The organism is Pedobacter sp., assembly GCF_965249885.1.
Classification (GTDB): Bacteria; Bacteroidota; Bacteroidia; order Sphingobacteriales; family Sphingobacteriaceae; genus Pedobacter.
The window spans coordinates 619,180-640,382 of sequence record NZ_OZ252254.1; the positions used below are offsets into that span (position 1 = coordinate 619,180).

Annotated in this window: 11 protein-coding genes; 4 read left to right on the forward strand and 7 right to left on the reverse strand. The window is 41.0% G+C overall.

Annotated elements, in window-relative coordinates; all coding sequences use genetic code 11:
* Positions 1 to 236: 236 nt before the first annotated feature.
* Positions 237 to 926, reverse strand: coding sequence for an NUDIX hydrolase (locus tag ACY2A0_RS02670; protein ID WP_461788063.1), 690 nt, complete (start codon positions 924 to 926; stop codon positions 237 to 239).
* 123 nt (positions 927 to 1,049) lie between these two features.
* Between ACY2A0_RS02670 and pfkA the strand changes: the two genes are divergently transcribed.
* From pfkA to gap, 3 genes are all read left to right on the forward strand, one after another.
* The gene (gene pfkA, locus ACY2A0_RS02675) at positions 1,050 to 2,039 is read left to right on the forward strand and encodes a 6-phosphofructokinase (protein WP_461788064.1); all 990 of its coding nucleotides are present in this window, start codon (positions 1,050 to 1,052) and stop codon (positions 2,037 to 2,039) included.
* A 5-nt stretch (positions 2,040 to 2,044) separates the two neighbouring features.
* Complete coding sequence (locus ACY2A0_RS02680; RefSeq protein WP_461788065.1) at positions 2,045 to 2,887, forward strand: hypothetical protein; 843 nt, start codon at positions 2,045 to 2,047, stop codon at positions 2,885 to 2,887.
* A 119-nt stretch (positions 2,888 to 3,006) separates the two neighbouring features.
* On the forward strand, positions 3,007 to 4,005 hold the full coding sequence (gene gap, locus ACY2A0_RS02685) for a type I glyceraldehyde-3-phosphate dehydrogenase (protein ID WP_461788066.1): 999 nt from the start codon (positions 3,007 to 3,009) through the stop codon (positions 4,003 to 4,005).
* Positions 4,006 to 4,597: 592 nt separating this feature from the next.
* On the opposite strand, the gene ACY2A0_RS02690 is transcribed toward gap, so the two are convergent.
* Both ACY2A0_RS02690 and ACY2A0_RS02695 read right to left on the reverse strand, forming a co-directional pair.
* The gene (locus ACY2A0_RS02690; RefSeq protein ID WP_461788067.1) at positions 4,598 to 5,056 is read right to left on the reverse strand and encodes a JAB domain-containing protein; all 459 of its coding nucleotides are present in this window, start codon (positions 5,054 to 5,056) and stop codon (positions 4,598 to 4,600) included.
* Positions 5,057 to 5,361: 305 nt separating this feature from the next.
* The gene (locus ACY2A0_RS02695; RefSeq protein WP_461788068.1) at positions 5,362 to 6,462 is read right to left on the reverse strand and encodes a hypothetical protein; all 1,101 of its coding nucleotides are present in this window, start codon (positions 6,460 to 6,462) and stop codon (positions 5,362 to 5,364) included.
* 417 nt (positions 6,463 to 6,879) lie between these two features.
* On the opposite strand from ACY2A0_RS02695, the gene ACY2A0_RS02700 reads away from it, so the two are divergent.
* Complete coding sequence (locus ACY2A0_RS02700; protein WP_461791235.1) at positions 6,880 to 7,962, forward strand: hypothetical protein; 1,083 nt, start codon at positions 6,880 to 6,882, stop codon at positions 7,960 to 7,962.
* Between the two features lie 501 nt (positions 7,963 to 8,463).
* Here the strand turns inward: ACY2A0_RS02700 and ACY2A0_RS02705 are convergent.
* The 4 genes from ACY2A0_RS02705 to ACY2A0_RS02720 are packed head-to-tail and all read right to left on the reverse strand — an operon-like array spanning position 8,464 to position 21,119.
* Positions 8,464 to 10,476, reverse strand: coding sequence for an OmpA family protein (locus ACY2A0_RS02705; RefSeq protein WP_461788070.1), 2,013 nt, complete (start codon positions 10,474 to 10,476; stop codon positions 8,464 to 8,466).
* 12 nt (positions 10,477 to 10,488) lie between these two features.
* Positions 10,489 to 11,481, reverse strand: a complete 993-nt coding sequence (locus ACY2A0_RS02710) for a PorP/SprF family type IX secretion system membrane protein (RefSeq protein ID WP_461791236.1) — start codon at positions 11,479 to 11,481, stop codon at positions 10,489 to 10,491.
* 45 nt (positions 11,482 to 11,526) lie between these two features.
* Positions 11,527 to 19,023, reverse strand: coding sequence for an Ig-like domain-containing protein (locus ACY2A0_RS02715; protein ID WP_461791237.1), 7,497 nt, complete (start codon positions 19,021 to 19,023; stop codon positions 11,527 to 11,529).
* Positions 19,005 to 21,119 carry a putative Ig domain-containing protein gene (locus tag ACY2A0_RS02720; RefSeq protein ID WP_461791238.1) on the reverse strand — a complete coding sequence of 705 codons (2,115 nt, stop codon included), beginning with the start codon at positions 21,117 to 21,119 and terminating at the stop codon, positions 19,005 to 19,007. Before ACY2A0_RS02720 ends, ACY2A0_RS02715 begins: the two co-directional genes overlap by 19 nt.
* Positions 21,120 to 21,203: the final 84 nt, after the last annotated feature.

Genomic DNA, 21,203 nt, shown 5'->3' on the forward strand with positions numbered 1-21,203 from the left:
GGCAGAATTACAGCAAATGATACAGCAGTGAATGAGAGCGGTTAACATGGCGAACTTAAGCAGGCTTTGCCAACTAAACCCGATAAAAGCGAACACGCCGCCGAAGCATGAGGCAAGTAAAGCGGATAGCGGGACTATCGGGAAACAAGAACCACTACGCTTGCTTTTCAAAAAAACAGGCCGGGAATACCCCAGCCCAATGATTTTTTCAATATTTAATGCGTTTGAAACCCACGCTAAAAAGAGATTTCCTTGCCGAAAAGTTTATTGTATTTGCGTTTATCGAATTTATACAAAGTAGCGGCCCTAAAAGAAACACCACGTTGTTTTTCTTCTAATTCTTTTAAAACTTTAAAACTCAATATCTTTTTGCGGAAGTTACGTTTATCTAATTTTTTCCCCAGAATAAGCTCGTAAACACTTTGCACCTGAGTTAGCGTAAATTTTTCTGGAAGCAATTCAAAAGCCAGAGGCAAATGCTTGATACGGCGCTTGATTTTCTCCAAACCTTTGTTCAAAATATGTTGATGGTCGAACGCTAATTTAGGCAAGTTGGCTACGTTAACCCATTGCGCTTTTTTTGCATAATTACTTAGCGGTTTTAACGGTTTATCGCCACCCAGGCGTAACATTGCATAATAGGCCACAGAAATTACCCTACCCTGCGGATGTCGATTTACCTCGCCAAACGCATAGTATTGTTCCATGTAAATGTCACTTAAACCGGTAAGTTCCTTCAAGATACGCTGGGCAGATTGATCCACACTTTCTTCGTGATTAACGAGGTTTCCTGGCAAGGCCCACCAATCTTTAAATGGCTCCTCGTTCCTCTCAATCAATAAAATTTTTAGTTCTGCACCGTCAAAACCAAAAAGTACGCAATCTATAGAAACTGCGAAATCAAAACCTGGGGTCACTGCTGTCAAAACTAAGCTGTTTAAATGTTCGAAATCTGGAACAAAATAAAGACACTTATTTCGTTAATTCATAAAATTTTTGAAAAAAAATTACTTAGTGTAAAAAATACACCTTATATTCGTATAATCAGAATGAAACCAAATATTAAGAACATAGCCGTACTCACCTCTGGAGGCGATGCCCCGGGCATGAACGCCTGCATCAGAGCAGTTGTACGCACAGGAATTTACCACGGAAGAAACATGTTTGGGGCCGTACAAGGCTACCAAGGTTTAATCAACAACAACATCATTCCAATGGACGCCCGCTCTGTAAGCAACATTTTACATATGGGCGGAACCATCCTTAAAACCGCTAGATGTTTAGAATTTAAGGAAGAAGCCGGAATGGAAATTGCTTTTAAAAATCTTCAAGAAAAAGGCATTGATGGATTAGTAGTAATTGGAGGCGATGGCACCTTTACCGGAGCGAAAAGATTCGGCGAAAAATTTGGCGTTAAAGTAATTGGCGTACCTGGTACCATTGATAATGATTTGTACGGATCAGACTTTACTTTGGGCTACGATACGGCCATTAATACGGTAATTGAAGCAATTGATAAAATTAGGGACACTGCCGATTCGCACGACAGGCTGTTCTTTATCGAGGTAATGGGACGTGATTCAGGTTGTATTGCCTTACGTAGTGCCATTGCTAGTGGCGCCGAAGCTGTATTGTTGCCAGAGCGTGAAACTTCCTTGAAAGAATTGATTGTAAAATTAAAATCAGGAGCATCTACCAAAAAATCATCAAGCATCGTAATCGTATCTGAAGGGAACAAGTATGGCGGCGCTTATGATATTGCCAAAGCGGTAAAACGTAAATTCACCCACTACGACACAAAAGTGACGGTTTTGGGCCATTTGCAACGCGGCGGGAGTCCTAGTGGTTTTGATAGAATATTAGGAAGCAGATTGGGCTTTGCAGCTACCAATGCACTTATTGCTGGAGAAACCATGAAAATGGTAGGTTTAAAAGGTAACGAAATTGGCCTTACCACGCTAGCCGAAGCTTTAAGTGGCCTTAGCAATTACAAGCTAGAGGATGACTTATTGGAAATGACTCATGTTTTATCAATTTAAAGCGGATGATTGCAGTAGTATATAGCGGTTCAAAAAATGCTTGCTGGAAAATTTCCGGAGAGGGCAGCGTAATTGTAGAGACACATACGGCCGGCATTAACCCTTGTTTTAACGATCCTAAGCAAACGCTACAAACCCTTGGAAAAAATATCACGCTGATACATAATGCCGAGAATATTAGGAAGATTTATGTATTTGCGGCAGGTGCATCAGCTAAAGACAAACAGCAAGAGCTTGCAGATACCCTTTCTCGCTTTTTTGTAAATAGCAAAATTAAAGTGAAGGACGATTTATACGGTGCGGCCATTGCTGCCTGTCATGACAAAACTGGTATTGTTGGTATTTTAGGTAGCGGTGCCAACTGTGCTTATTTTAATGGTAAAAAGCCCGAAAAAAATAATTATGGTCTTGGCTATATCCTAGCAGATGAAGGTTCGGCCAATTATTTCGGCAAAATGCTGTTGAAAAACTTTTTAGAAGACAAGATTCCGGCAGAGCTGAAGTTGAAAATGGAAGCGCAGTACAATTTGGACCGTCCAACTATATTGGAAAGAATTTACCGAAAGCCACAAGTGCAGACCTATTTGGCATCTTTCTTGGACTTTTATTTGGAAAACAACCAGCATAAATTTATACAGCAATTGGTTGAACAAGGTTTTGAGCGATACTTTGATACCTACATTATTCCTACACTTGAAAAACACCCAGACGAAGATATCCACTTTGTGGGTTCAGTAGCTGGTAGCTTTCAGGATCAATTACGGGAAGTAGCCCAAAGACGTCAAATTAAGGTTATGTCGGTTACGAAAGAACCTATACATAATATATTAAACTATTACACCAATTAGATAAACGGATGAAACTGTTTGAAAAGATAGCTTCATCGGCATAGCGATTAAAACCGAGCTTTTGAGGCTCATGATGACAATTAAAAATATAGATTACAAATAATAATAAATAAAAAGAGATGAAAATAGGAATTAATGGATTTGGCCGTATTGGCCGCCTAGCCTTTAGAGCCGCAGTAAAACGCAACGATATTGAAATTGTTGGCATTAACGATCTTGTAGAGCCAGATTATATGGCTTACATGTTAAAATATGATTCGACCCACGGAAGATTTGACGGTACTGTTGAAGTTAAAGATGGTAACTTGGTAGTTAATGGTAAAACGATCCGTGTAACGGCAGAAAAAGATCCAGCTAACTTGAAATGGGATGCTGTTGGTGCTGAAGTTGTAATTGAATCAACTGGTTTATTTTTAACTCAGGACACGGCACAAAAACATATCGATGCAGGTGCTAAAAAAGTAATCATGTCGGCACCGGCTAAGGATGATACCCCAACTTTTGTAATGGGTGTTAACCACAAAGAATTAACAGCTGATCAAAATATCGTTTCTAATGCTTCTTGTACTACCAACTGTTTAGCACCAATTGCTAAAGTATTGCACGATAAATATGGCATTTTAGAAGGGCTAATGACTACCGTACACGCAGTAACTGCTACGCAGAAAACTGTTGACGGCCCATCTGCTAAAGATTGGAGAGGCGGACGTGGTGCTTACCAAAACATCATCCCTTCGTCAACTGGTGCGGCTAAAGCTGTAGGCTTGGTATTGCCATCGTTGAAAGGTAAATTGACAGGTATGTCGTTCCGCGTACCAACTGCCGATGTATCTGTAGTTGATTTAACTGTACGTTTAGAGAAATCTGCTTCTTACGAGGATATCAAAGCGGCTATGAGAGAAGCTTCTGAAGGCGAATTGAAAGGTATTTTAGGTTACACTGAGGATGAAGTAGTTTCTACAGATTTCTTAGGTGATGCTCGCACTTCAATTTTTGATGCTAAAGCTGGCATTTCATTGAATGATAACTTTGTTAAAGTAGTTTCATGGTACGATAACGAGTGGGGTTATTCAAATAAAATCATTGATCTAGCTCAAGAAGTAGGCAAATTTATTTAAGCACAAATATCCAAACCAAATCATAAGGCAGCACGCTAAAAGTGCTGCTTTTTTTATGCCCGTTACTAAAGTTTAGCTATGTAAGCCCGGCGATGATTGTTAAGGAAAGTTAAATCTGAGGTGATGAAATAATGTACTTCTACAATTTGCGTTTAGAAAACATTAAACAACGGATAAAAAGCACAACTATGTTATTTTAACATTGATATATGCTTTTTTAACGTTAAAAACGGCATTTTAGTCATAGATATGTCATAACAAGCCGCAAAATTAAATTTTCTTAGTGTACTTTTTACACTAATCGAAATTATGCCTACATTTGTAGTGTTGGTTTAGGCCAGCAATTAAATATTGATAATACTCCTTCAAAGGAATTAAGATACACCCGTTCATACAGGTTTATATTTGGTTAGAAAGAGAGACAAGTCTGGATGGATTGTCTCTTTTCTTTTTTATGGGCATTTACATACTGTTAGAATAGCTCTAGAGGTACTTTCTACTATTTCTAGCTAAAATTGTGTTCCTTCAATGCTTCCGTGTTTATTAATCTATTTATTATCGTTTTGCTGGAATTTGTTGGAATAATCCAACTTCAAATATATCCCTCTTCCGCCATACTAAAGTATTCATTCTCGCTTATAATCAAATGATCGTGAATATCTATCTCTAATATCTTGGCAGCTTTTACTAGCTTTTCACTTACTGTTATATCTTGGCTAGAAGGTCTCAGATTACCACTTGGATGATTATGGGCTAATATAATGCTGCTAGCCGTGGCTTTTAGAGCAATTGCAAAAACAACCCTAGTATCCATTACTGTTGATGCTCCACCTCCTGTAGATAAATCAACCAAACCTAAAACTCTATTGTTTCGGTTCAATAATATCATCTTCGCTTGTTCTAAATAGTTAACCAAGCTCTTATCCCAACTATCAAGCAATATTTGATACGCTTGCCTAGCACTGTTGATTTGAGGGCGCTCTTGCGCTTTAAAATGTGGTTTGTAGCTTAGTTGCACTTCGGCAACGTTAAAGAATTCTGTTTGCTCCATGTTATTTTAATTAATTATGGAACAGTAGCAGCCTTTCTCGACAACTAAGCAAAGGAGGAACGGAATAAATAGCCTTTGCGGAAATGCCACGTGAGCGTTTATGCCGTAGTTCCTTTAAGCGTGTTGGGGAGAAAGGTTAAATTTGAGGAGTGTATTAATATATATATATTGCTTTATACGTCTTGTTGATAGTTATCCTTAATATGCCTTTACAACAAGACCTATCAAAATCGAAAGTAATAGAATCAAAATTGTAACCTAAAATACTCAATTACATCCTCTATAGAGCTATTATAGAGCAGCATCTAATTTGTTTTCGCAACCACGTTATAAGTTATTGAAATCTTCTCTTCTGGCAATTCATCTTCAACGCTTATTTCTTCATAACTAATACTTTCTATAAATTCCGGAACAATACCAATTTCAAAAACATCTGTTTTATTGTAGTCTCTAGCTAGCAATTCCCATTCGACAACAATTTTTTCACAATCCGTGCTAGGAAGTAATGAAATTTCAAAACTCCTATTATCTTTTTGTATAAGAGGTCTATCGCCTATTGGGCGATACGTTATTGTTTTACTTTCATCGTCAATGTGATTTGTAAGAGATATTCTCTTAAAAAAGATAGTTCCACTGTCAAGTCTTTCAACGCCTTTTGTGAATTTCAATATTAACTTCCAATCTTCTAAAACTGCGGAACCAGTGTTGTCCATAATAATCTTAAATTTACACCAAGATTTATTTACTTCATTTGAACGGTATAATTGGAATAAATTCAAGTCGTACGATTTTACTAAACTTGTATTAGCTAAATTTTGACGAAGAATCTCCATTTCAGGTTTATCTGTTGAAATATACCTAGTGATATTCCTTTCGAAAATGGGAGTTAAAGTTAGTTTTTCTTCAAAATCATTAAACCACAAGCTGAAATCAAATTTGCTCCTATGATTGATATCGTTTAGATACCAGTTATAGGTATTTGGATTCTCTTCAATTAAATCTACAATATCTTCCCAACAATACAATAATATTTCAAATGAACCACTAGCTCGGTTTTCAATATCTTTTAATCTAACAAACTCTTCAATTTCCACATCTTTATTTGCTGTTGATGCGATGATATAGACGCTAATTGTAGGTTGGAACTTCTTAGCTTTTTCTATTTCTATGATAATCTCCGAATTCTTCAGCCGTGCATCTGAGTAATCATCCTTTCCTTTAGCTTGAATCCCCCAATAACTATTTTCACCTTTAGGAATTCCATAAACATCAACTCCGTTCTGCATTTGTCCTAGGCGACCGTTTTTCTTAATATTATTTGGTATACAAAAAATTTCACCCCAAAGCTTTTTACAAAGTGTTTCAAAATCTTGCCAATTTTCTGGTTTACGCAACGTCTTTTTCATATAGAGCTTTTATTATATGCAATATAAATAATTTTGATTGCACAAAACTTAAAGAAGTTGATGTTTCTTGTGTTCCAATTGAAGTAGGCGATTAAGAATAATCCTCCAACTCCGTTGCTAGGTGTGCTCACCGCCTGCGAACGGAGTACATGTGTCAAAGGAAAAGTGCGCAGCACGACTTTGACTATGTTTTACACAAGCGCAGCGCAGCAGGAAGAATTAAGTAGTATAAATCACTGCCATTTACTTCAATAAAATCAGGCATTCAAAAAATAAACTGCATTTTTTTGTCACCATATAGTGACATATTATTACTTTTGTGTATGCGCTCAATTAAACAGAAAACAAATCCGCTCTACTCCTATTACGAATGGATACTTACGCATCAACAAAGTCACTTTATTCAAACCAATAATTATGAAAATTTCTTTAATTAATTGCTTTAAAGCCTGCCAAAAAGGTATTGGAAGCACTATGTTAATTGTCGCTTTATGTACTTTACCCACATATTTAAGCGCACAAACCAGTACCGAAACCTTTGAAGATGAAACTACTGGTAGCAAAACATTTACCGACAATGGAGTAACATTCGATATTGTGGATAACAGAGGTATTTTTGACATTTATTTTGCTAATAATGCCGGATGGACCGGGACTTCAAAGGATTCTAAGTTTATCGACAATAGCGGAACTGCTTTACCAACTAATCTAAATCCCTCAGTTAGTATTAAAACTGGTTCTTCAGTATTTAAGGTGAACAAATTTTGGACATTTCTATCGGACAATGCATTAAAGCAAAACGTTACTGGTACGCTAACGGTTACAGGAAAACTTGCTGGTGTAACGAAGTTTACGCAAACAAAAACTACAGGTTTTAATACTACGCTGGCCACAAACAACGGCTATACGTTAATTGACTTAACCAATTTGAACGGACAGAACTATTCAAACATAGCGATTGATGAAATTCAAGTGTCGGCCGACGGTGCCTACACCTATTTAGCTATTGATGCATTTACCTGGGTTAAACAAAGTACGCTTCCTGTTACACTTACCAACTTTACCGCTAGCTTGAATACCAACGGTGTTTTAAAGGCTAACTGGAAAACTGCTTCGGAGAAAAACAATAGCCATTTTATTTTGCAGGGTTCTGCTGATGGCAAAACTTGGAAGGATTTGGTACGCAAAAACGCGGATGAAAATGCTACTGCTGGCGCCGGCTATGAAGTGGAAACCAACATTGGCACGTTGACTTTGGCAGGCTTTGGTTTGCTAGGACTGCTATTATTGCCTTTCACCAACAAGCGCTATCGAATGTTTGCTTTTTTAGTGGTGGTTGCTGTAGTTGCTGCGGCATGTGCCAAAGAAAAGAATGATGGAGCGCTTAACTTGGGCGGTGAAAAATCGTTAAGTGGCAATACCATTTATTTAAGGTTGGTACAAGTTGACCATGACGGCGCCACAACTTATAGCGAAGCGATAACTGTTAAGGCAAAATAAATTTAATACTCCTAATGTTAAGGCGGGTTAGTGGTGTAAACTGCGACCCGTTTTTTAATAATCAATGGGATAATGGGATGATTGGAAACGGTGAAAATAAAAATGAAGTAGTGAACCAATGACTATTGAACTAGTGAACCAATGAACAATTGAACCAATAAATAATTGGATAATGAGCTAATTTGATAATCGGATAATGAATGAAGTGGTGAAATAATAACCAATACACAATTGAACCAATGAACCAATGAACCAATAAATAATTGGACAATGAGATGATTTGATAATTAGATGATTGGAAGTGGTGAAATAATAAACAGTGGATAATTGACCAACCATCAATAATCAAATCACAAACGACAAGGATTAAAGAAGCTACAAATTCGTAATGAACTAGTGAACTATTGAACCAATGACTATTGAACCAATGAACCAATAAAAACAAAGCCTAAGTAAACTTGTTACCTAGGCTTTAACTATAAACTAGAACGAGATGGCGGATTATTTGTCGCTCAATACCTTAAACTCTGTTCGGCGGTTTAAGGCACGGCCTTCTGGGTTGTCTTTACCTTTTTTGAGCTGATTTGGTGCGACTGGTTTGCTGAAGCCATAGCCTTTCCAAGTCAATCTGTCTTCCGTAATCCCTTTGCTTAACAGGTAATCCACGCAAGATTTTGCCCTTTTACCAGATAGATCCATGTTATAAGTTTCCGTTCCGATATTATCGGTATGGGCACTCAACTCAATTTTTATCTTCGGATTATCGATCATCACCTGAAAAAGGGTATCAAGTGTAACTTTTGATGATTCTGTTAGCTCGGCGCTATCAAACTCATAAAGGATATTTTTAAGCACAATTGGTTTGTTGATTTCCATAGGTTCCAAGCAAAGTTCTGCACTAAGCAAAGTATCGGCATTTACCAACTGAGCATAGTTAAAACTGATATTCTTAGCGAAATATTTATCCTTTTCCGCATGGATTTGCAAATCTCTGTTACTTCCCACTTGCAAGGTATAAACACCATCGGCATTGGTTTGTACACTTTGTTGCGGGATATTGGTGCCAACCGCAGTAATGGTAGCGCCTGCTAAAGGTTTTTGGGTAAGGCAATCCATGATAGTTCCCTGTACACTTAGGTACTCACGCACCACATGGAAAACTTCTAAACAACAAACGGATTCGCGGTCGGAGCTGATATAGCCTTCTCTTCCACTGTCATCTAAAGCGGCGAAATAGATATCATCCTTTGCTGAATTAAATGGATAGCCCATATTTACCGGTTCCGACCATTCTACGAAGTCTCCCGCGACTTCATAAAAATCGAAACCACCTAAACCTACCCTTCCATTACTGCTGAAAAGCAATTTTTTAGTAGCAGGCAAGTAATAAGCTGCTTGCTCATCCTCAGGCGTATTTATTTTTCTGCCCATGTTAATGGCATTGCCTACGGTGCCATCGGGGCGTAATACCGCATACCATAAATCGTAGCCGCCCTGTCCTCCAGGTCTATCTGAAGAGAAAATGAAATATTTGCCATCTCTGGTTACGGAAGGCTGCATGGAATTGAAGCCCATTAAATTCACTTGACTTCCCATCGCCACCGGCGAAGACCAATTTCCTTTTTCTTTTTTACTGATGTAGATGTTGCGTTTCTGATTTTCCTTATCCATTCCCCAAGCAGTTAAAAACATGATTTCCCCGTTTGGATGAATAGTTGCAGCCGCAGTTTCCATTTTCTTCAGGTCGATATCTATTTTTTGAACACTCACCTGATCTGCCATTGGGCTATCGTTGCCTACAGCATAAATGGTATTGATATAAGGTGTTTCCTTCTTCACTATTTTTGGTTTCCCTTTTCCAGCATCAAGCACCTGATTTTTGCCTTCACTACCGATGGGTCTCGACGATGTAAAATAAAATTCAGAATCGCTAATAGCAGGAGCATAATTTGAACCCGCTTGATTGATGTTATTGCTCAATCTGGAGATTTTATACATCCGCGGATATTTCATTTCGTTCATGGCATATTTACAAGAGGCAATTTCTAGCTTCGCCTTCGGGATGCAATCATCATTAGCCTTGTACCTACTGATGAAATTTTCAAACGCTTTAATGGCCTCTTCATATTTCAAATTAGCCCTTAAACATTCGCCATGCCAAAATTCGCTTTGCGCATACTTAGGATTGGTAAATTTATTAGAGATGGCATACCATTTTTCTGCATCTCTGAAGTTTTTGTACAAGCGCAATGAAGTTGCCAGCTGATACACGGCATATTCGTAATCATCTTTACGCGGACTAGTTTCCTTCATTTTTTGTTCAAAAGCGTAAGGCACCACGAATCCGGCGCTATCTGGTGAAATTGATAGCATTTTTTTATAGTATTCGGCAGCTGCATAATATTCCTTGTTGAGAAAATATACATCGGCAATACGTTTGGCACTTGGGCCAATTTGCGCACCTGCTGTACTAGCAAAGCAGATGAGCAGCGCAATTATTTTAAAAGATTTCATGAGCTTAATTTTTTAAAGTCGAGGACAAAAGAAATTTGGACCAACAATACCTTTACGGGCATTAAACGAAATGGAAAGTTCTAACCCGCCCCTACTGCTGGTGGCCCTGTTTAATCCCGAGGTGTTGAAATCGTAGCTTACGCCAAACACCATGCTTTTGATATGGAAGCCAAGAAAGGCAATTGCAGCATCATCTACCCGGTAATTGGAACCGAAAAGCAGATCTGTTTCGGTGTTCAGCATCATTTGTGCATAAGCGCCAAAAGCAATTTGTTGGGCATTACCTTGTCTCAGAAATAGCGCATTAGGTGTGATATCAAAAACGTTATTCAAGCGTACCCTAGCTCCGCCATGCCCTGTGAAACGCATAGGCAATTTGGCATCTCCTCCTATAAATTTATCTTTTGGCCGGGTTAAATGCGCTACTGACCCACCAAAAAACACATTCACAGATTTGTAATCCGCAGCATCAAAAAACATGATGCCTGCATTTACATCAGGAGCTGTAAAATTTTGGGCTGCGAAAGTTTCATCAAAACCCATTCCGCTGTCGTAACCCATATTAGGATTGTATTGACTGCCCAAAGTGATACGGGAAACATCGATGCTTTTGTTGATGATGCCTGCCTGCAAACCGAAATTAATGATCTTATCGCCAGCTTGACCAAAACGGATGCGATATGATGCCGATGCTAGCGCACTTAATTGATTGTAGGCCACCTCCCCAGCTCTTTGGTTAATCACCATTGCGCCAAAGGCGATATTTTTTTGGTTGGGGGCCGCATCAAATGAAGCCCCTACCGTTAAATAACCATTATTGATATTGTTCCACTGTTGCTTAGCATTTAAATTAGCCCTGTAAGCCCCATCGGTTACACCCGTTAATGCCGGGTTAAGCCATAACGGATTGGCATAGTATTGCGAAAAATGTGGATCTATTTGTGCTTGTATATTGTTCACAGCTAGCGTTAATACAACTACTACTGTAACTATTATTCTTGTCATTTTCATTGGTGCTATTTTTAAATAAAACCATGTTCTTTTTTATCATTATCTGAGCAGAGTTACAGTACCTTTAAAGGTTTTAGTTACGCCACTGTTAAAGGTTACATCGATGTAGTACACGTAAACGCCACTTGGCTGTTGCCTACCACGATAAGTACCATCCCATCCTTGCAATAAATTCTGCGATTCGTAGATGAACTCGCCCCACTGATTGTACACCCTCATTCGGAACTTAGCCACGTTGTTGCCGTAGGCCAAGAAGAAGTCATTACGGCCATCGTTGTTTGGCGTAAAGGTGTTAGGGATGTACAGTTCATCTTTGAACGGTTCGGTGGTACTGGCCGTTACCGCATTTGAATTGGCACTGGTTTGGCAAGCCGAGCTTGCTTTTGCTCTTACCACTACCGTAATGCTCTGGCCCTGATTTAATCCGGCGGCTAAGTAATTAGGCACAATAGTAGTTACCCAATTGTTTCCACCATCCATTGATACCTCGTAAACCGAAGCTCCAGTAACTGCATTCCAATTGAATTGGATACTGCTGGTAGTTACATTGCCTACCGTTACTACTGGGGCAGGTAACACCGACAACACATTTACAATAACTGGTGTTCTGCTTACACTTACGCAATTGCCACCATTCGCTACCGCCTCTATATAATAAGTGGTAGTTACATTTAGCGGCATGGTAGTGTAAGTTACCCCGCTATGCAACGATGTTCCACCTGTGGCTGCACTGTACCAATTGTAGGTTACGCCTGCAACAGGATTATTTACCGTGAGTACCGTGGTGCTGCCTGCACAAATGCTTGTTGCCGCAGCGGTAACATTAGCTGGAGGAGCTGGCTGCGTACCTACCGTCACATTCACTTGAGTACGGCCTGATGAAGCGCAACTTCCAGCACTGGCTTCTACATAATAAGTGGCGTTGGCATTTAGTGCTGGCGTAGTGAATGTGCTTCCAGTACCAACTGACGTGCCACCCATTGCGCTAGTGAACCAAGTATACGTTACACCTGCTACTGGATTGCTTACCGTCAAAGTTGCCGTGCTATTGGTACAAGTAGTTACAGTCGTCGAAGCAACGGTTGGGTTGGCTGGTCTGGCATTTACCGTAACTGCCACAGCAGTGCGTGCCGAAGCTGTAGTACAACCTGAAGTGGCCACTGCCTGAACATAATAAGTGGTATTGCTATTTAACACAGGCGTAGTGTAACTTGAACCCGTGAATAAAAGTGTTCCATTATTGGCACTGTTATACCATTCGTAAACGGTATTAGCCTGTACATTGCTTACCGTTAACACCGTAGCATTATTGCTGCATATGGTAGTTCCAGTGCTTGCCACAATTGGTGCCACAGGTGCTGCAGCCACATTTATGGTGATACTAGCGGCAGTACCCACTGCGTTTTCGCAACGGTTATCTCCTTTCACCGTAACATAATACGTTTGATTTGCACTAAGTACCGGTGTGGTAAAACCTGGACCCACGTTCACCACAGTAGTTAAAGCAGCATTGCTATACCACGTGAATATTGGATTAGTTACCGTAGTACTGCTAGCGGTTAGGGTTGTTGTTCCATTGGCGCAAATAGTGGTGTTGCCATTAATTGTGATGTCACTAGCAAGCGCTCTTTGTTTAATGGTTACCGTAACCGCTCTGGCATCGGCAGCTGGTGTTTCACAACGATTATCGCCTTTTACAGTAACGTAGTAAGTTTGATTGGCAGTTAATGCAGGCGTAGTGAAACTAGCACCAACAAAAGCTACATTCGTTAAAGCAGCATTGCTATACCAAGTGAACACAGGATTAGTTACTGTATTGGTGGTGGCAGTAAATGTAGCTGTACCAGACCCACAAATTTCGGTGGTACTAGGTGCAACGGCCAAATCAGCGTTGGTAGCAAATGGTTTAACAATTACTGTGACTACTTTCGCATCGCTAGCAGGAGTTTCACAGCGGTTATCTCCTTTTACAGTTACATAGTAGGTTTGACTAGCGGCCAAGGTAGGCGTGGTAAAGCTTGATCCAGTAGCAGCTACCGTAGTTAAATTGGCATCGCTATACCAAGTAAATACAGGATTGGTTACCGTAGTACTACTCGCTGTAATTGTAACCGCACCAGGGCCACAAAGTTCATTTGGTGTAGATACCGTTAAATCAGCAGCTGCAGCCCTGTTATTTACATTGATATCGATTCTCAATGCATTTGCTGGTTGATTTTCACATTTATCAGCCCCTTTTACCGTTACGTAATAGGTTTTGTTGGCATTAAGATTTGGTGTAGTGAACGGAGTTCCTACAAAAGCAATTGTAGTTAAAGCAGCATCTTCATACCAAGTAAAAATAGGATTGCTTACCGTAGTGGTAGTGGCATTTAAAATCGTACTTGAATTCAAGCAAACATTTCTGTTTCCGTTTACTGTGATATCCGAAGCTAAAGCGTTGGCTTTAACAGTTACCACTACAGCTTTAGCTTGAGAAGCAGGACTTTCACATCTATTATCGCCTTTAACAGTCACATAATAAGTTTGGCTAGCTGTTAATACCGGCGTTACGAATGGAGAACCTGTACCAGCAACGTTTGTCAATGCCGCATCGGTATACCAAGTAAATACTGGGTTAACTACAGTAGCACTACTTGCTGTTAGATTCACACTAGAGGTTCCGCAAATTTCAACTGCTGGAGATACCATTAAATCAGATGCAGTAGCCGGTGGATTGACATTGATAGTTACCGCTTTGGCATCCATTGGTAAATTTTCGCACTTATTGCTGCCACTTACCGTAACGTAATACGTAACGCTGCTATTAATTACAGGCGTAGTGTATGTGGCTGTTGTTGCCAATGGAACAGTTAAGGCTGCATCAGCATACCATTTAAATTGAGGGTTAGTCACCGTGGTACTGCTTGCAGTTAACGTAGCTGCGTTTGAAGCACAAATATCAGCTCCAACTACCATGATATCGTTAGCAACTGCTCTTTCGCCAATATTGATAGTGATGGATGTTCTAGTGGCGTTTGCACAACTGTTAGCGTTAGTTGCCTCTACCGAATAGGTATAACTTCCAACTGGTAGATTGGCAGGTATGGTATAGGTTGCAGTGTTTAATGCTACTAAAGTTCCATTAGCATTATACCAGTTGAAAGATACACCTGCAACGCTCTCCACGCCTAAAGTTGCGCTAGCTCCAAAACAGATATTGGTTGGATTAGTATTCAGCGGAACTGGAGGAGCTGGCACTGGCAATATGGTAACTTCCACTTTTGTACCTGCACTTTCGCAGCCATTTACTACCGCCGTTACATAGTAATTATAGGTGCCTGCCGCTAAATTGTTAGGCGTAGTGAAATTCGCACCTTCGTTAGCCGTACCTGTATTATTCAAATACCATCTGTAGGTAACACCTGGCACTGGATTTCTTACACTTAATACCGCAGAACCACCAGCACACGCAGTTACCGCAGCCACATCTACTTGAGGAGCTACACCGATACGCTGTGCATAATTAAAGTTAATGGAATTAAATGCGCTCACTAAACCTGAATTCAAGCGTAATTCAATCGCATCAAATTGTTGCGTTGGCACAAAGGTCAGCGTTGCTGCACTTCCGTCGCTTAATAACTCTAGATTAACTAACGAGCTATTGGCAGTTATTGCATCATTATTACTGTTGGTACCGTTATAAGTAAGTACGCTAATCGAAGGCAATACCGATAGTGAAAGTAATTTTCCCGGCGAGGTGATGCGCACTTTTACGGTATCACCTATGGTAGATAAACTTCCAAAACCAACCCTTTGATAAACATAAGCATTAGTTAAGCCCGCAGGAATAACCAAAGAGGAAGCCGTCTCGACCCTGTCGTCAACTGCCAATTGTGGATTAAACACATCGCTTAATAAAGCAACACCAACTGTTCCTTTATCAACAGCTATCGTGGCAGATAAACAAGGAACTGGCCCCGTGTTGCCATCAGTAACTACGGTTACGGTTACCGGAATACGCACTGATGCACAACCTCCATTTACAAAGGCTTCTACATAAAAAGTGGTATTTACGGTAATAGGATTAGTGAGGTAAGAATTTCCGGTTTGTAGCAGAGTTCCCCCTACCGACTGATCATACCATCTAATGATTGCCGCTGGATTGCTAGACACTGCGTTTAGCAATGCTCTAGCACCTGAAGTTACACTCACGTTGGTTGTAGTTACCACTGGCGCATCTAAAGTTCCCACGTTAATTTGAACGTTGGTTTTAGTAGCGGAAGTGATGTTACAATCTGCATCGAAAGCTTCTACACTAAATGTGGCATTTGCCGTCACATTATTTACTTGATAACTAGTTCCAGTAGCTACTTGTACATTAGAAGCATTGTACCAACGGTATGTGATGCCAGCAATTGGATCCTTTATCTGTAGCACCACATTACTTCCAGTACAGGTGCTAATGTTATCGGATAACAAAACTGGCGCTGCCGGGATAGGTTTCAAACTCACCTCTACCGCTGTTCTTGAACTTTCGCAGCCCGAACCTGAACTTGCGGTTACATAAAACTTAGTGGTTGCGCTGATGTTCGGTGTAGTAAAAGTTACACCATCAGCCTGATAAACACCTGCTTCATTGTACCATTTATAGGTAAAACCAACTCTCGGGTTTTGAACCGTTAACGTAGCGGAAGCACCATTACAAGCGGTAACGCTGGAAGCGCTTACCTGTGGTGCAGCAATTACATGTTGCGCATAATTGACGTTAATGGTATTTAACGCAGATGCCACGCCAGCATTCAATCGCAATTCCACCTGATCAAATGTTTGTGCAGGCACAAAAGTTAACAACGCTTGTGTTCCACCACTTAAAAGTTCCAGACTGATGAGTGCGCTATTTAAATTGGTTAAATCATTATTAGCAACACCTGCTTTTAATGTGGCTAGCTGAACTGAACCTAATACGCCAAGCGAAAGCAATTTGCCTGGAGAACTTACTGCAATTCTAACGGTATCTCCAACAGCGCTCTCTCCTGGGAAGGTAAATCTTTGATAAACGTAACCACCTAACGCAGCTACAGGTAAATACAAAGTAGACCCTGTTTGAGTATCGTTATCAATAGCTAAACCCGAGTTAGAAACGCCTGCTAGCAGAGCAATACCATTTACGCCATTACTCTCCGCAATTGGTGAAATACAAGGCGTAGGAATGGCTCCTGCATTATTTACGTTGATGGTAATCATTACCCTGGATGGCGAAACGCAACCGGTAACACTAGATCTTGCTTCAACATAATATGATGTTGTTGTAGTTAATGGAGGAGTTACAAATGTTGCTCCCGTAAATACTGGTGTAGCCGCATTGGCAGAAGTGTACCAGTTAAAATCGACATCGGTATCGGTTGAACTTGCGGTAAGTACTACGGTTTGTCCGGCGTTAATTGTTGAAACTGATGCCTGTACCTGAGGTAAAACAGGGCGAGGATTTACAGTTACCGCAACCGCTGCTCTTCCTGCACTAACACAACCTTGTTGCGTAGCTTCAACGTAGTAAGTTTTGCTAGCGCTGATGGTGGAGATTGTATAAGTTGATCCGGCGAATAATTCTGTTCCGCCCACCGCAGCATCATACCATTTGTAGGTAACTGCCGGATTTGGATTAGCAACCGCTAAAGTAACTGGCGAGCCTTCGCAAGCTGTAAGAGTAGCAGCAGCAAGTGTAGGTACGTCCAACAGCGGAACAACATTTACCGAAACTGGAACTCTATCTCCGTTAGGACATCCATTTCTGGAAACTTCAATGTAGTAAGTAGTTGAAGTTGTTAAATTTGACGTAGTGAAGCTAGCGGTTGTAGCCAATAAATTTCCGCCTGTAGCGGCATCATACCAAGCAATTTGAGTGCTGCCGTTTTCTGCAGCACTGATGGTAGCGCTGGTATTATAGCAAATAGTTTGATTGTTACCAACAACAGTTGGATTTGGATAAACAATTTGCGCACCATAAATATCGAGGCTACTTAGTGCGGCAACAACTGCTTGAAAGCGAACCTCTACTCTATCAAACTCAGCTCCTGCCGCAAATGTAGCCTCAAATCTATTTCCTCCTAGTAATTGAAGATATACTAGGGAAGAATTTAACTGTAGTGTACGTACTACAGTGTTATTTTTCATCACGTTTACGGTAATGCCTCCCAAAGCCGACAAATCAAGTAAGCCTGTTGGCGTACCTAAATCTAAACGAATGCTGTCAGTGGCTAACCCTGTCGTTGGGAAAATCAATCGCTGGAAGCCAGTTGAAGCAGCACCCACAGTTAAGGTAATACGGGTGTAATTATTTGGATCGGCATCTACGGCGTTACCAGGATTTGCCACATTACAAAGCACGCACAACAAACCTGTTATGCCACTGCTCTGCGCATTTGCTGCGGTACAATTTGCCCCGGCTCCTCCGTTAATTACGGTTACAACTGCTGGTGTTCTGGTTAAACTAGCACAGCCTTGTACGCTCACCGCTTCAGCATAGAATGTAGTAGTGGCCGCCAAATTGGCTGTTGTAAACTCTTCGCCTGTGGCTAAAAGTGTTCCGCCAGTTAGGGCATCATACCATCTAACGGTATTACCCGCGTCAACGGTAGCTCTTAACGTAGTGGTTTGATTAGCGTTAATGGTTTGGTTGTTAGTGGTAATAACTGCTGGATTTGGTGCTGGATTAGCAGTCACATTTACTGCAACCCTAGCACTTACCGCAGTGCCAGATACCGCTTCCACATAAAATACAGTGCTACTAGTGATGTTGCCTGTGTTAAACGTACCATTGTTATTTGTTGCCAAAGCAGTGCTACCACTGGCGCCATACCAATTATATGTTATACCACTTTGTGTATTTCCTACGGTGAGTGTAGTTGAAGTACCGCTACAGGTAATTGCACTAGCCACTGTTGGCGCAGGTACTGTTACGTTAACCTGATAGTTTGTGGTTACACTATTGTTTGCTGCATCTGTTGCATTAATGCTGAACGTGTAGCTACCGCCCAACGTTGGCGTACCAGATAGTTCCCTAGTAGTAGGATTAAATGTTAATCCGGCAGGTAAATTAATTGCCGTATAGGTATAAGGTGCAGTACCTCCAGTTACGGCCGGTAACGTTTGTATAGGGTAAGCCGTACCGACGGTGCCATTAGGTAAGGTTGCCGTTGCCAAATTTAATGCACCTGTTACGCTCAGGGCGTAAGTATTAGTCGCGGTTCTGCCTTCAGCATCGGTTACTGTTAGCGTGATGCTAAAATTTCCAGCACCTGTTGGCGTCCCGGTAATTTCCCTAGTGCTTGGATTAAAACTCAAACCAGCAGGAACATTTGTAGCTACATACGTATATGGACCAGTGCCTCCACTTGCTGTTGGCAATGTTTCTGTTGCATATGTTGCACCTACTGTTCCGTTAGCCAACGTTTTGTTAGCCAAAGTCAATGGAGCAATTACCCTAATGGTATAATCGGTACTTACCGTTGCACCTGCGGCATCACTTACTTGCACAGTTACTGTGAAATTCCCCACAGTACAGTAGTAGGCACGCCAGTAATTTCTCTAGTGATTGGGTTAAAAGTTAATCCAGGCGGAACATTGGAAGCCACATAAGTGTAGCCCGGTGTGCCACCCGTAGCGGCGGGCAAGGTTTGCGAAGGATAATTTAAGCCAACCGTACCAACCGCTAAGGACGTACTGGCCAAAGCCAAAGCATTTTTAATCACAATCGGATAATTGATACTTGCTGTATTGCCATCTGCGTCACTTACATTTACAGTAATAACAAAAGATCCTGCTACGGTTGGCGTACCGGTAATTTCTCTAGTAGCTGGGTTAAAAGTTAAACCCGCCGGTAAATTGATGGCGGTGTAGGTGTAAGGCGTGCTTCCTCCGTTAGCAGCGGGCACCACCTGCACTGGATAACTTAAACCAACTGTCCCATCTGGCAATGTCAAATTGCCTAAAGTAAGGGTATTGGTAATTGTTAAAGTGTGAGCAGTGGTTGCCGTACAACCTTTTGCATCCGTTACTGTAATCGAAAAAGTAAAGCTTCCAGCTTGGGTTGGCATACCCGCCAGTAATCCGGCATTGCTTAATGTTAAACCGGCAGGTAAGGCACTACCAGTAGCTATGGCGTAAGTGTAAGTTGCCGTGCCTCCAGTAGCCGCTGTCAACTGCTTACTGTAAGCTGTCCCTATGGTGCCGTTTGAAAGCGTAGTGGCCGAGAAGTTTATTTGAGGATTAACGGTAACCGTTACAGGTACCCTAACCGATTCGGCAGTACAACCTAGTTGCCTAGCCGCTACATAATAAGTTTTATTAGCGGTTAAAGCTGGCGTTGTAAAAGAAGCATTGTACGCAGTTGTAGCTAACGCGGTTCCCCCGTCCTGTACATCATACCAAACCAACTCATTAGTTGAAGCCGTAGTTGCGGCCAACGTTGCAGTGCTATTATAACAAATGTTGAGCGCATTAGACAATGGGGCTGCAAAAGTTGGCCGCGGCGCAGAGCGATTGACTTCAAAAACATCGATGGATTGGGTTAACGAAACACCCAGTAGCGCTGATAAGGTGATTTTCACTCGATCAAAAACGGCATTTGGAGAAAACGGAATGGTGACTGCCTGTCCGCCATTGAGAAGGCCCAACAAATCTAAATTGAGCAAACCAGCTAAACCAGTTCTGTTGTAAACTAAATTGTTGCCATTATAAGCCTCTACGGTGATGTTACTTAATACACCTACATTAGCTAAAGCTGCTGAAACCCTAAGCCTGATATTGAATTCATCATTAACTCTAGATGGCGAATTGAAATAGATGTTTTGACTGATGGTTCCAACTGCTGAAATTAACCCTAAACTAATATTAGAATTGGTAGCGGGATTTCCATCAATGGCATTTTGAATATTAGTGACACCGGCACCGCCAGCGCCTAGCAAACTCAACGTAGCACCAGTGCCCTCGTAATCAGTAGCGAAGGGTGGGTCGCAGTTACCTGTTCCGGAAACATGGAATGCGTTATAAACCCTTATTTCATTAGGGCTACTTAACAATAGCGCATTGGTAACATCTCTGATAAAAACACTTCGATAAGCTGCATTGGGCGTAACTGCTAAATAGAAGCTGCCTTGTGCATCTCGAACTAATTTGATATTAGTTGTAGAAAAAGAGCCATTGCTAGAACCCACAGCCACTTCTTGTCCACTTGCATTTTTAGCTCCAACCACAAAATAGTGGTCGCCTAAAACTACGTTGTTCAACAAGTTAGCAAGCGACGAACCTAAATTGCCACCTAGCAACGCGTTCAAAATGGTTGCATCGTAGTCGATTTTAATGAAAGTAGTTCTATTTGCCGCTACATCCTGACTATAGCTGAGTTGTAGCTCGCCACTGTAACGACCTACGCCCAGGACGGCGCCGCCATACGATTTCACCGAGGCGAAGGTATTGTCGTCTCGGGTAGCGTTGTCTTTGTCGTCAACCCTTGTGGATACCACCGTAGCTGTATTTGCAAAAATCTTTGTTTGTGCATACGATGAACTAGAAAGTAACGTTATTAGGTAGAAGTGCAAAAAAATGAGCAACCATTGCTTCATCTTTGCGGACTGAGTAGAGGTTTGTCCCATAAGCCTGGTAATTTTGTTAATTCGAGACAATATTAACTACGGCTAAAAGCTTTTTTGCTGTTCAAACTATCCAAAGAAAATCAC